This window comes from Streptomyces sp. BR123 (assembly GCF_013401435.1).
Taxonomy (GTDB): Bacteria; Actinomycetota; Actinomycetes; order Streptomycetales; family Streptomycetaceae; genus Streptomyces.
Window position 1 is genome coordinate 1 of the sequence record NZ_JACBGN010000212.1, and the last position, 12,656, is coordinate 12,656.

Annotated in this window: 11 protein-coding genes; 1 reads left to right on the plus strand and 10 read right to left on the minus strand. The window is 70.9% G+C overall.

The features are described 5' to 3' along the window. Positions 1-312: 312 nt before the first annotated feature. Positions 313-1,164, minus strand: a complete 852-nt coding sequence (locus tag HYE82_RS26445) for a LysR family transcriptional regulator (protein WP_179176664.1) — start codon at positions 1,162-1,164, stop codon at positions 313-315. A gap of 95 nt (positions 1,165-1,259) precedes the next feature. Here HYE82_RS26445 and HYE82_RS26450 point away from each other — a divergent pair, with 95 nt between their 5' ends. After that, entirely contained in the window at positions 1,260-1,991 is a 732-nt protein-coding gene (locus tag HYE82_RS26450; protein ID WP_179176665.1) for an SDR family oxidoreductase, read from the plus strand. Positions 1,992-2,439: 448 nt separating this feature from the next. Here the strand turns inward: HYE82_RS26450 and HYE82_RS26455 are convergent, their stop codons facing one another. From HYE82_RS26455 to HYE82_RS26495, 9 genes are all read right to left on the minus strand, one after another. Then, a complete protein-coding gene (locus tag HYE82_RS26455; protein ID WP_179176666.1) occupies positions 2,440-3,294 on the minus strand; it encodes a thioesterase family protein in 855 nt (284 codons plus the stop codon). Between the two features lie 57 nt (positions 3,295-3,351). Next, positions 3,352-4,008, minus strand: a complete 657-nt coding sequence (locus tag HYE82_RS26460; protein ID WP_179176667.1) for a trimeric intracellular cation channel family protein — start codon at positions 4,006-4,008, stop codon at positions 3,352-3,354. 94 nt (positions 4,009-4,102) lie between these two features. Then, entirely contained in the window at positions 4,103-5,272 is a 1,170-nt protein-coding gene (locus HYE82_RS26465; RefSeq protein ID WP_256987719.1) for an ABC transporter ATP-binding protein, read from the minus strand. A gap of 5 nt (positions 5,273-5,277) precedes the next feature. Further along, on the minus strand, positions 5,278-6,300 hold the full coding sequence (locus HYE82_RS26470) for an ABC transporter ATP-binding protein (RefSeq protein ID WP_218783089.1): 1,023 nt from the start codon (positions 6,298-6,300) through the stop codon (positions 5,278-5,280). A gap of 113 nt (positions 6,301-6,413) precedes the next feature. Further along, positions 6,414-7,415: an ABC transporter permease gene (locus tag HYE82_RS26475; protein ID WP_179176669.1), complete on the minus strand. Its 1,002-nt coding sequence runs from the start codon at positions 7,413-7,415 to the stop codon at positions 6,414-6,416. A gap of 140 nt (positions 7,416-7,555) precedes the next feature. After that, complete coding sequence (locus HYE82_RS26480) at positions 7,556-9,319, minus strand: ABC transporter substrate-binding protein (protein ID WP_179176670.1); 1,764 nt, start codon at positions 9,317-9,319, stop codon at positions 7,556-7,558. A 41-nt stretch (positions 9,320-9,360) separates the two neighbouring features. Then, positions 9,361-10,353 carry an ABC transporter permease gene (locus tag HYE82_RS26485; protein WP_179176671.1) on the minus strand — a complete coding sequence of 331 codons (993 nt, stop codon included), beginning with the start codon at positions 10,351-10,353 and terminating at the stop codon, positions 9,361-9,363. 603 nt (positions 10,354-10,956) lie between these two features. Next, a complete protein-coding gene (locus HYE82_RS26490) occupies positions 10,957-11,697 on the minus strand; it encodes an enhanced serine sensitivity protein SseB C-terminal domain-containing protein (RefSeq protein WP_179176672.1) in 741 nt (246 codons plus the stop codon). Between the two features lie 73 nt (positions 11,698-11,770). Then, a complete protein-coding gene (locus tag HYE82_RS26495) occupies positions 11,771-12,505 on the minus strand; it encodes an enhanced serine sensitivity protein SseB (RefSeq protein ID WP_179176673.1) in 735 nt (244 codons plus the stop codon). Positions 12,506-12,656 lie beyond the last annotated feature (151 nt).

The window sequence follows — 12,656 nt, forward strand, 5'->3', positions numbered from 1 at the left end:
TTGTGTATAAGAGACAGGCCCCTCACCGCGGGAGGGACCGGGCTCCACACCCGGAAACGGGCCGGCTCCGGCGTCGCGGCAACGGCAACGGCAACGGCAACGGCAACGGCAACGGCAACGGCAACGGCAACGGCAACGGCAAGGGCAAGGGCAAGGGCAAGGGCAAGGGGCAACGGCTCGACGGCGGCCCCGCAGGACGTGCCTCGCAGCGATGGGTGTCAGCCGGCAGCGCAAACCGGCACCGCCCAGGCGTTCGCCTTGGTCGAGGTGAGCCGGGACGCGTGGGGTGGAACCTGGCCGGGCATGCCGGAACTACTGGAGACGTGTCGCAGTCCGGACGAGGTCGGCGACGGCTCTGGACCGGCTGTGCGGTGGCCAGGCGATCACGGTGGTGACCTCCGGCGCGTCCAGCACGGGCACGGCGGCGAGGTCACCGTGCAGTTGGGCTCGGCACGACTCCGGTGAGACCGCGCAGGCACGGCCGAGCGCGACGAGTTGCAACAGCTGCGCGTGGTCGCGGACCTGCGGGCCGGGGCCGGGCGGGTAGGTGCCGTCGGGGTCGGGCCAGCGTGGCAGGGGCAGGCCCGGCAGCCCGGTGATGTCGGCCATGTGCACATGGGCCCGGACGGTGAGCGGATGTCCGGCGGGCAGGACCACGACCTGGCCTTCCGTGCTGAGTTCTTCGGTGTCGAACCCGGCCGTCGAGTCGAACGGCCGGTGCAGCAGCGCCACGTCGGCCCGGCCCTCGCGCAGGAGTCGTTCCTGCTCGGCCGGGCCGCACAGGATGACGTCGACGGGGACCGCGCCTGGTTCGGCGGCGTACGCGTCGAGCAGTTTCGCCAGCAGTTCTCTGGACGCGCTGGCCTTCGTGACCAGGACCAGGCCGGGACGGCCTGTGGTGGCAAGCGCAGCGCGGCGGGTCCGGCGTTCAGCAGCGTCGACCGCATCGAGGGCCGCGCGGCCCTCGGCCAGCAGCACCGAACCGGCCTCGGTCAGTGCGACGGTGCGGCTGGTCCGATCCAGCAGCACTGCTCCGAGCCTGCGTTCGAGCTGCTGGATCGCCCGTGACAGGGGCGGCTGTGCGATGCCGAGCCGCCGCGCGGCGCGCCCGAAGTGCAACTCCTCGGCGACCGCGACGAAGTAGCGCAGTTCCCGGGTCTCCATACGACCACGCTACCCCGGGTCAATACCCGGACGGTATCGTCGCCCACCCGATCGGTCTTGGACCCCAGCCGGAGTCCGAGGACAGCATGGTCCCCATGAGTGAACGAACGATTGCGCTGGTCACCGGCGCGAACAAGGGGATCGGCTACGAGATCGCCGCGGGCCTTGGCGCCCTCGGCTGGAGCGTCGGAGTCGGCGCCCGCGACGATCAGCGCCGCGAGGCCGCGGTGGAAAGGCTGCGCGCGGCCGGTGTGGACGCGTTCGGCGTACCACTGGACGTGACCGACGACGCGAGCGCGACCGCCGCCGCCCGGCTGATCGAGGAACAGGCGGGGCGCCTCGACGTGCTCGTCAACAACGCCGGCATCGCCGGCGGTATGCCGCAGGAGCCCACCCGGGTCGATCCCGCCACCATCCGGACGGTCGTGGAGACCAACGTGATCGGCGTCATCCGCGTCACCAACGCGATGATGCCGCTGCTGCGCCGCTCTGCTGCACCGCGGATCGTGAACATGTCCAGCAGTGTCGGCTCCCTCACCCGGCAGTCGGGAACCGCTGCCGAGCAGACGGCGGGTCCGGTGGCCGTGGCGTACTCGCCGTCCAAGACGTTCCTGAACGCAGTCACCCTCCAGTACGCCCGGGAGCTGAGCGGCACGAACATCCTGGTCAACGCCGGCTGCCCCGGCTACGTCGCGACCGACCTCAACGGCTTCCGCGGCGTGCGCACCCCCGAACAGGGCGCGGCGATCGCCATCACACTCGCGACCCTGCCCGACGACGGCCCGACCGGCCAGTTCTTCGAAGACGCCGGCACGGTGCCCTGGTGATGCGCACGGCGGTCATCAGCCACCAGGTGAGGCGGCTTCGCCCGAGTCAGGGACGGACCGTCGTCGAAGGCTCTGCAGGTCCGTTCGTCCGTTTCGCCGACCAGGGCGGCCGGACCGGCGCGTGTGACTCAGGGAAGCGCCTGTCGGCACGCGAACGCCGAAGACGCGCGACCGGTTCCCACGCGAAGGGCAACTCACCGCAGGTTGCGAGCAGCGTGACCGTCCGGTCGCGTACGTCGCCGTGGTGACAACTACGCTGCGAACGTGCCGTTGGTGACCGGATGGCGCTGAGATTCCAGCGCGAAGCCGCAGGTCGGCCACCGGCGCCGGTGACGACCACCGCTGCGCGTCACACAGGAACGGCCCGACCCCGGCCCCGCGGGAAGGGGCCGGCATGCCGCGCGGGCGACGGGGGCGGGGTCGCCGCCCGGCATGCCGTGCCGTCGGGTCAGGGGCGCGGGGCGCGGGCCAGCTGCCGGGACTGCGCGACCAGGCGGTCCTCGGAGTCCCAGACCTCGGCGTCCTCCTCCAGGAAGCCGCCGGCCAGATTCCGCGTGGTGATCGCGATCCGCAGCGGGCCGGGAGCCGGGCGGCGGCGGATGTGCGTGGTCAGCTCCACGGTCGGGCTCCAGCCCATCAGGCCCAGGTCGAAGCAGGTCGGCGGGAGCGCGTCGACCGCGAGGAGCAGGGAGAGCGGGTCTGCGTCCCGGCCGTCGGCCAGCTCGAACCAGGCTCGCATCTCGCCCTTGCCGGAGGGCGCGCCGAGTGCCCAGCCCGCGGTGGCCGGGTCCAGGCGCAGCCGGAGCCGGTCGACGATGGCGGTGCTGCCGGGGATGGGGGCCGGGCCGGCCTCCGGGCCGAGGCAGGCCTCGTACGGCGGGATCGCCGGCGGGAGGGCGGTGGTGCGGACGTCGTCCGGCAGGGAGGCGAGGTCGCCGTAGGAGGCGATGACCCGGATCCGCTCGACCTCGGCGCCGTTCTCGTCGAACTGGAACAGGGAGGCCTGGCCGGTGGACAGGGTCCGGCCGACGCGGACGACCTCGGTGCGGATCACCGCGGGGCCGGGCTCGGAGGAGGTGAGGTAGTGGGCGGAGACGGTGAACGGGTCCGGGTGCGGCAGGGCCGCCGACAGGGCCCGGCCGACCAGGGCCAGCAGGTAGCCGCCGTTGACGGCGGTGATGATCGTCCATCCGGCGGAGAGCTCCGCGTCGTACACCCCGGGTTCGCCCGCGCGCGCGGTGAGGGTGGTGTCGCGGTCGAACTCGCTGTCGCCGATGGAGGCCTGGGCTGCTGCGTATGCCATGGAATCGAGCCTACAACGCAATGCTACTAAGCGGTAGCTTTTCGGGTGACGTGCGGATCACGGCTCCTCGGAGACCGCGGAGCGGCGGTTCCAGGCCAACGGCGCCCGCCAGTGGAACTGCATGGCGAGCAGCCTCAGCACGAAGGTGGTGACGATCGCGACGGCCGTCGTCAGCGCGTTGAGGGCGCCGAGGCCGATGAAGCCGGCCACCATCGCGGCGCCGACGGTGGCGGGCACGGCGTACATCTCGCGGTCGCGCAGCAGCGAGGGCACCTCGTTGGCGAGGACGTCGCGCAGCACGCCGCCGCCGACGGCCGTGGCCAGGCCCAGCGCGGCGGAGGCGGTCAGCCCCAGGCCGTACTCGTACGCCTTCGTCGTGCCGCTGACGCAGAAGAGGGCGAGTCCGGCGGCGTCGAAGACGTTGATGGCACGGTTGATCCGCTGCACCTCGGGGTGCATGAAGAAGACGATGGCCGCGGCGATCAGCGGGGTGACGAAGAAGCTGAGCTCGCCGAAGGCGGCCGGCGGGACGGCGCCGATGACCAGGTCGCGGAAGAGGCCGCCGCCCAGGGCGGTGACCTCGGCGAGGACGGCGATGCCGAAGATGTCGAAGTTCTTGCGTACGGCGAGCAGCGCGCCCGCGGTGGCGAAGACGAAGATGCCCGCGAGGTCCAGCGCGTGCTGGATATCGGGGGTGAAGAGATCGTGGAGCACCGCCCCATTGTCAACGGGAATGACCCGTGGCCCGGTCACCGACCGCTACTCGGTGACCGGACCACGGACGTATCGTGCCCGGGCGGGCCCGCGCCTACTCCGAGACCGTGGCCAGCGCCTCGGCGGCCCCCGGCAGGGCGGGGTCGCCCGGCGCCTGGTCGGGTGCGTTCTCGGGGTGGTGGCAGGCCACCTGGTGGCCGGTGGCCAGCGCGGCCATCGGCGGCTCCTGCACGGCGCAGATCTGCGTGGCCTTCCAGCAGCGCGTGTGGAAGCGGCAGCCGCTCGGCGGGGAGATCGGCGAGGGCACGTCGCCCTTGAGCAGGATGCGGCCGCTCTTCGCGCCGCGCCGGCGCGGGTCCGGCACCGGCACGGCCGACAGCAGCGCCTTGGTGTACGGGTGCATCGGGTTGGTGTAGAGCGAGGTCCGGTCGGCCAGCTCCACGATCTTGCCGAGGTACATCACCGCGATGCGGTCCGAGACGTGCCGGATGACCGACAGGTCGTGCGCGATGATCACGTACGTGAGGCCGAGCTCCTCCTGGAGGTCGTCCAGCAGGTTGACCACCTGGGCCTGGATCGACACGTCCAGCGCCGAGACCGGCTCGTCCGCGACGACCAGCTTCGGCTTCAGGGCCAGGGCCCGGGCGATGCCGATGCGCTGGCGCTGGCCGCCGGAGAACTCGTGCGGGTAGCGGTTGTAGTGCTCGGGGTTGAGGCCCACCAGCGACAGCAGCCGCTGCACCTCCGCCTTGAGCCCGCCCTCCGGCTCCACGCCCTGCAGCTTGAAGGGGGCGCTGACGATGGTGCCCACCGTGTGCCGCGGGTTCAGGGAGCCGTACGGGTCCTGGAAGATCATCTGGACGTCGCGGCGCAGCGGGCGCATCCCGGCGACCCCGAGGTGCGTGATGTCCCGCCCCTCGAACTCGACCGTGCCGCCCGTCGGCTCCAGCAGCCGGGTGATCAGCCGGCCCATCGTCGACTTGCCGCAGCCGGACTCGCCGACCACGCCGAGGGTCTCGCCGCGCCGGACCTCGAAGTCGATCCCGTCGACGGCCTTGACGGCCCCGACCTGGCGGCGCAGCAGCCCCTTGTTGATGGGGAAGTGCTTGACCAGGCCGGTCACCTTCAGCAGCGGCTCACCGGCCGGCACCGGTGCGGGTACGCCGGGCGCGGCCGCCCGGGGCTCGGCCGCTTCCGTCCCGGCCGCATCCGTCCCGGCCGCCCCGGGGGCGTCCGCCGCGGGCCCGTCCGCCTTCTTCTTCATGTCGGTCACAGCTTCGGCGCAATCTCTTCGGTCCAGATCCGGGTCCGCTCCTCCTGCGACATGTGGCAGGCGGACCAGTGCCCGCCGCCGTCCTCGGTCAGCTCGGGCCGCCGGGTGCGGGTGATGCCGCCCTTGGGGACGTCGGCGTACGGGCAGCGCGGGTTGAAGGCGCAGCCGCTCGGGATGTTGATGAGGCTGGGCGGCGAGCCCTTGACCGGGATGAGGCGCTCGGTCTGCTCGCGGTCGATGCGCGGCATGGAGCCGAGCAGCCCCCAGGTGTAGGGGTGGCGGGGCTCGTAGAAGACCTTCTCGGCGGTGCCGCGCTCGACGCACCGGCCTCCGTACATCACGAGGATGTCGTCGGCCATCTCGGCGACCACGCCCAGGTCGTGCGTGATCATGATGACCGCGGAACCGAACTCCTTCTGCAGGTCGCGGATCAGGTCGAGGATCTGCGCCTGGACGGTCACGTCCAGGGCGGTGGTCGGCTCGTCCGCGATGAGCAGCTCGGGGTTGTTGACCAGCGCCATCGCGATCATCGCGCGCTGGCGCATGCCGCCGGAGAACTCGTGCGGGTAGGCGTCCACGCGCCGGTGCGGCTCGGGGATGCCGACCCGGTCGAGCATCTCGACGGCGCGCCGCCGGGCGGCCTTCTTGTCCGCGTCGTGGTGGGTGCGGTACGCCTCGACGATCTGCTTGCCGACCGTGTAGTAGGGGTGCATCGCGGACAGCGGGTCCTGGAAGACCATCGCCATCTTGCGCCCGCGCAGCCTGCGCACGCGGTCGGCGTCGGCCTTGACGAGGTCCTCGCCGTCGAGGACGACCTCGCCGGAGATGTGCGGGCGGCTGCGCGCGTTGCCGGTGCGGTGCAGGCCCATGATGGCCAGCGAGGTCACCGACTTGCCGGAGCCGGACTCGCCGACGATGCCGAGCGTCTTGCCGCGCTCCAGGTCGAAGGAGAGCCCGTCGACGGACTTGACGAGGCCGTCGTCGGTCGGGAAGTGGACCTTGAGGTCGCGTACGGACAGGAAGGCGCCGCTGTCGCGGGGCCCGGCCTGTTCGGGGACGAACGCGGGACCGTCGGCGGGGGTCTCGCCCGCGCCGGAGCCGGCCGCGGAGCCGGAAGTGGAGTGGTTCTCGGTCACGTCAGCCTCACGCGCGGGTCGATGACGGCGTACAGCAGGTCCACGATCAGGTTGGCCATCACCACGAAGAGCGCGGCGAGCAGGGTGACGCCCATGATCACGGGGAGGTCGCCCTGGCCGATGGCGGCGACGGCCGCCGTCCCCAGACCCTGGAAGTTGAAGGTCGTCTCGGTGAGCACCGCGCCGCCGAGGAGCCCGCCGAGGTCGAGGCCAAACATCGTGACGATCGGGGTGAGGGTGGAGCGCAGGGCGTGCTTGCGGATGACCACGCCCTCCTTGAGGCCCTTGGCCCGGGCCGTGCGGATGTAGTCCTCGCCGAGGACCTCCAGCATCGTGGCGCGCGTGATGCGGGCGTAGGTGGCGGCGAAGAGGAAGGCCAGGGTGACCCACGGCAGGATCAGGGCGTTGAGCCAGGCCCCGGGATCCTCCGTGAGGGGTTTGTAGTTGGACACGTCCAGCCAGCCGAGGCTGTAGACGAAGATCGCGGGGGCCACCATGCCGGTGAAGAAGATGGGGAGGGAGACGCCTGCGAGGGCGCCGACCATCACCGTGCGGTCGATGGCGGTCCTTCGTTTGAGCGCCGAGACCACGCCGGTGGCCACACCGGCGAGCACCCAGATGACCGCCGCGCCGAGGGCGAGCGAGAGGGTGACCGGCATGCGGTCGACCATGGTCTCCCAGACGGGCGCCTCGGTCTTGAACGAGTAGCCGAAGCACGGCGCCTCGCAGTGGGTGACCTCGGTGCCGCCGTCGTAGTCGCGGCCGGCGAAGATGCCCTTGACGAAGGTCAGGTACTGCTCGGAGATGGGCTTGTCGAAGCCCATCTTCACGCGGATGCCCGCCAGGGCGGTCTCGTTGGTCTCGCGGCCGGCGTACATGAGGGCCGGATCGCTGCCCGTGAGCTTCGGGACCGCGAAGAAGATGCCGAAGGTGACCACGGAGACCACCAGCAGCGTGGCGGCGACGTTGAACAGTCGCCGTATGAGGTAGACGAGCACTGCAGTCGGCCGCCCGGGGCGGGCGGCTGCCGTCCCTCGTGGGACGGCAGCCGCCGCCTGCGGCCTTCACCTGCCCTTCGGACTAGCGCATGTGCGGTGAAGGCACTTGCCTGTTGTTACGTGACGACTCGACTACCGGATCACTTGCCGACGCCGATGACGGCGAGGTCGATCTTGCCGAGGGAGTCGTTGAAGTAGACGTTCGTCAGCCGCGGGTTGTGGTAGACGAAGGCCTTGTCGAAGTTGATGGGAAGGTAGAGCGCCTTCTCCATGACCTTCTTGTTGATGTCCGTGTAGAACGGGGCGGCGGCTTCCGGCGTGGCGGCGGCAGCGGCCTTGTCGAACAGCCCGTTGATCTCCGGGTCGTTCAGCTCGGTGTAGTTGTTGTTGCCGTTCGGCAGGATGAACGATCCGTCGACGAGCGGCTGCAGGAAGCCCGAACCGGAGTTGTAGTCGGCGCCCCAGCCCATGACGATGATGCCGTAGCCCTTCTTCTTCACGTTCTCGGGCGAGCCGATCGTGGAGGAGGAGAGCTTGCCGTCGTACTGGTCGATCGTGGCCTTGATGCCGACCTTGGCGAGCGAGGCCTGCAGGGACTCGGCCGTCTTCACCTCGGGAGCGCGGTTGTTGCGGACCGCGATGGTGGTCTCGAAGCCGTCCGGCTTGCCGCAGGCCTTGAGGGCCTCCTTGGCCTTGTCCTCCTGCGGCTGGCCCTTCGTCAGGCCGAACGGGTCGAAGGACTTGTCGGAGCCGGGGATGCCGGGCGGCAGCATGTTGGCGCCGAGGTCACCGCTGGTCGGGCCGCCCCGGGCGGTCTGCAGGGACTTCGGGTCGGCGGCGTAGATGACGGCCTTGCGGCACTCGATGTTGTCGAACGGCGCGACGGTCTGCGGGAAGGCGAAGTAACGGATGTAGCCCGTGAACGGGTTGTCCGCGTTCTTCTTGAGCTTCTCGTCCTTGAGGATCTTGTTCTTCGCGGCCTGCTGCACACCGGTGCCGTCGACGGCGAGGTCGATGTCGCCGGACAGCAGACGGGCGTCCATGTCGTCCGGGTTGGTCGTCACCGTGAAGGTGACCTTGTCCGGCAGGCCCGTGCGGATGGTGTCCGTCTTCGGGTCCCAGTTCTCGTTGCGGACGAAGGTCGCGCCCTTGCCGGCGGTGAAGCTCTCCACCTTGTACGGGCCGGTGGCGAGCGGCTTGTTGGTGTACGTGGCGCCGGTGTCCTTGGCCGCCGGGACCGGCGAGGAGGACGGCATGGCCAGCAGGTAGCTGAAGTCGGAGTTGGCGCTCGCCAGGTTGAAGACGATCGTCTTGTCGTCCGGCGTCTCGACGGACTTCAGGCCCATCTTGTTGGGGTCGGTGTCCTTGTACGGGCCGGGGTACTTCTGGCCCTGGTCGAGCAGGTCGATCAGGTAGGTGGGACCGCCGGACAGCACGTCCTGCGCGAAGACGCGCTCGATGCCGTACTTGATGTCCTTCGAGGTGATCGGCGTGCCGTCCTCGAACTTCACGCCGTCCTTGAGCTTGACGGTGTACGTCTTGCCGTCGTTGCTGAGGACGGGCAGGGCCTCGGCGAGGTCCGGGACCAGCTTGGTGCCCGCCTCACCCGGCTTGCTGTCGTACGCCAGCAGCTGGCGGACGTAGAGGCGCTGCATGTTCCACACGAAGCCGTAGTAGGCACGCGCCGGGTCGAGGTAGTCGACGTCCTGCGGCGACCAGAGCCTGAGCTCGCCGCCCTTCTCGGTGGACGGGTTCACGACGCCGGTGGTGGCGGCGTTGAAGGCCGCGTTGCCGCCGCCCTTGCCCTCGGTCTTCTTGTCCCCGTCGCCGCCGCCGCACGCGGCGGTCAGCGACAGGGCGGCGATCACGGCGGTGATCGCGAGTGCCTGCTTTCTGCGGATCACGTTGGTCCAACCTCCAGAGGTGGGTGAATCGGTGGAGCGGTTCAGCTGCCCTTGGGGTCGAGTGCGTCACGCAGCCCGTCCCCGAAGAGGTTGAACGCCAGGACGGTGATGAAGATCGTCATACCCGGGACCACCATGTACATGGGGTCGTCCTGGTAGATGGGGACGGCGTCGGAGAGCATCTTTCCCCAGGACGCGGTCGGCGGCTTGACGCCGGCGCCGAGGAAGCTGAGCGCCGCCTCCGTCAGGATGTTGGTCGGAATGATCAGCGTCGCGTAGACCAGGATCGGCGCGACCAGGTTGGGCAGCAGCTCCTTGATCAGGATGTAGCCGCGGCCGGCGCCGAGGCTGCGCGCCGCCTCCACGTACTCGCGCTCGCGCAGGGAGATCGTCTGCCCGCGGACGATGCGGCCGATGTACGGCCACCCGAAGAAGCCGATCACGACGATCAGCACGCCCATCCGGACGCCCGAACCCTCGAACCCCCAGAGGGAGTTGGGGACGACGGACACCAGCGCGATGGTGAACAGCAGCTGCGGGAAGGCCAGCAGCAGGTCCATCAGGCGGCTGATGAGGCCGTCCACCCAGCCGCCGAGGAACCCGGCGAGCGCGCCGAGCAGGCTGCCGATGGCGACCGAGACGAACGCGGCCAGGAAGGCGACGACCAGCGAGATCCGGGCGCCGTAGACGATCCGGCTGAACACGTCGCGCCCGTTGGTGGGTTCGACGCCCAGCAGGAAGTCGGAGCTGATGCCGCCCCAGGAGCCGATCGGCGTACCGAGGTCCGGGTCGATCATGTCCTCGTGGAACTCGTTGGGCGGGTGGCCCAGCAGGCTCACGATCTGCGGCGCGAAGACCGCCACGAGGATCAGGAGGATCACGACCACGCCGCCGGTCAGCGCGACCTTGTCGCGCTTGAGCCGCATCCAGGCGATACGGCCGGGCGAGCGGCCTTCGATGGCCTTCGCAGGGACGTCGGCTACGGCCACGGGTGCGGCAGGTTCCGCGCTCGTGTCATGCAGTGGTGCCGTCATCGTGGTGGGGACCCCTCTCGGCCGACGGGTTGCCGGCCCATGCCCGCCGCTGTGGCGGCGTTGGTGCGGAGTGGCGCTCTTGTGCGTGGTGACACGCAGGACTGTGCCGAGGTGCGGGAAGTGCGGAGGTGCAGGTGGTGCTCGGTGCGTGTTCGGGCATGCGCGGTGCGTGATCATGCATGCCCGGGTGCGCTCGGTGCGGTGCGGGTGCGGTGCGGGTGCCGTGCGGAAAGCCGTGCGGAAGTACGCGAGAAGCGGTGCGGAACGACAAGCGACGTGCGGGGAGCCGAACCGTTTCGCGGGGACCCGGCGGCTCTTGGGTCGGGAGTCTTCAACGGCGCCGCGATCAGCCGCCAGACCCGCAGATGAATGGATGCGCAACCGTGATGTGAGGGTCGGGTTCCCGTTATCCGGACTGCCGTGTCGGCTCAGCGGAGCAACACCGTCCGTTCGGTGCGCAATCGGACAACGCGCCCAACTCGCTTGAGGAGTGCGTCTTTTGGGTGCGCATCAGTGAAGAAATCAGGACAAGAAGAAGGCCGCGGGGAACGGTCTGTTCCCCGCGGCCCGAGCGGCGCGCGACGCGGTTGTCCCGGCTGCCGGTCAGTAGGCCGGCGCCTGTCCCTCGCGGTCGTAGAAGGGCCGCGTCTGTGACCGGAGCCACATCGCGACGGGGTCGTGCTCGTCGGCCAGTGCCACCGTGCACACCGGCACGCCCTCGGGCACCGCGCCGACGGAGTGGCGCATCATCTCCCGTACGGATTCCAGCGCGGGTGCGGAGGCGTCGTACAGGTCGAGCCCCACGGCGAGGTACGGCGACCCCAGCGCGGGCTGCACCCAGGCGCGGCGCAGCGAGCGCACGGCCGGCGTGCGGTGCGCGTGCTGGGTCAGCAGCCCGTAGAACTGCGGGAGCTCCAGGGCGGGCTCGGAAAGCCGCAGCGGGCCCGCCGGCATCCGGTCCAGGCCGGTGGCGATCCGGCGCAGGTCGGCCCAGGGGATGCCGAGGCCGCCGCCCTGGGCGTGCGGGTTGAGCCACAGGCCCCAGCGGTCGGGGTAGAGAGCACGCGCGATGTCCCGGCCGGTGACCACCTCGTAGCCGCGGTTCCAGCCGCTGGCGGCCAGCTCCTGCGGGGAGGTCACGCAGGGCGCGTACCCGAGGCCCTCCAGCTCCATGCCGCCGTACTGGGCGTCCGCAGAGCCGGGGCTGCCCTGCCAGAGCAGCATCCACAGCCGGCCCTCGGCGAGGGCGCGCAGAAGCGACTCGTAGCTCTCGTAGCGCCCGGGAGTCACCTGGCGCATGATGTGCTCGACCTGCCCCGCCGCGGCAGTGCCTGACGCACTCACCGGTACCCCTCCTCGTCCGCACGCGTGTCCAGGCCACCCGTGCGGCCAGGAGATGTCATCAGCTTAAGCGTCGCTAGGGCACGAAGAAGGGGCGTACGCGCGCAACGATGAAGTCGACCACCGGGTCTGTCACCGCGTCCAGCAGGACCAGCTGCACCGGCCAGGGCGCCGGGACCCGGGCCAGGGCCCTGACGAGGGCCTCGCGCGGCGCGTTCTGCGCGGCGGGGTCCCGTCTCGACAGACGGACGCCGATGCACAGTTCCGGGTCGCCGCCCTCGACGCTGGCCAGGCAGCGGTGGGCGGCCACGACCAGGCCGGTGGCCCGGAACTCCTCGGCCGCGGCGGCCAGGAAGTCCACCGGGTCGTCCTGCCAGTCGGGCTCGAAGAGGCGGACGCGGCCGCCGGTGGCGGGCCCGTCGAGCTCGGTCCGGCCGACCCGGCACAGCTGGGCGACGGCGGGCGGGGGCAGCGGCACGCCGACGGCGCCGTCCGGGTTCACGGCGATGCCCAGCTGCGGGGGCAGGCCGCGGGCGAACTCGACGGCGGGGGCCACGGCGAAGTCCATGCCGGGGCCGACGCAGGTGCGGAACTGGGCCTCGGAGCTGTAGACGGGGACGTACGCCGCCCCGCCTATCTCCATGGTGGGCAGGGTGAGGGAGGGGCTGTCGGGGCCGCCTCCGCCGGGCAGCGGCACCCACACGTGGCTCCGGCCCAGCACCTCGACGATCCTCGGGCCGGCATCGGCCGCGCCCAGGGCCGCCCCGAGCACCTGCTCCAGCTCGTTCTCCGGCCAGCCGCCGCCGTCCATCTCCGCCTCCGCTTGTCGCGCCGTGTACCGGCTGAGCGTAGCCGCCCGCACGCCCCTCCCGAACCGCCGCTCGCTGCCCGGCCGCTCGCCCTCCGGCTCCCTCCTGCCCCGCCGGAGCCCGCGTCGGCCCCGCCAGAGCGCGCGTCGGCCC

Bases quoted from the DNA above. Each gene is read 5' to 3' on its own strand.
- HYE82_RS26455 (WP_179176666.1), bottom strand. From the start codon at position 3,294: ATGGCATACGCAGCAGCCCAGGCCTCCATCGGCGACAGCGAGTTCGAC.
- HYE82_RS26450 (WP_179176665.1), top strand. From the start codon at position 1,260: ATGAGTGAACGAACGATTGCGCTGGTCACCGGCGCGAACAAGGGGATC.
- HYE82_RS26465 (WP_256987719.1), bottom strand. From the start codon at position 5,272: ATGAAGAAGAAGGCGGACGGGCCCGCGGCGGACGCCCCCGGGGCGGCC.
- HYE82_RS26495 (WP_179176673.1), bottom strand. From the start codon at position 12,505: ATGGACGGCGGCGGCTGGCCGGAGAACGAGCTGGAGCAGGTGCTCGGG.
- HYE82_RS26445 (WP_179176664.1), bottom strand. From the start codon at position 1,164: ATGGAGACCCGGGAACTGCGCTACTTCGTCGCGGTCGCCGAGGAGTTG.
- HYE82_RS26485 (WP_179176671.1), bottom strand. From the start codon at position 10,353: ATGACGGCACCACTGCATGACACGAGCGCGGAACCTGCCGCACCCGTG.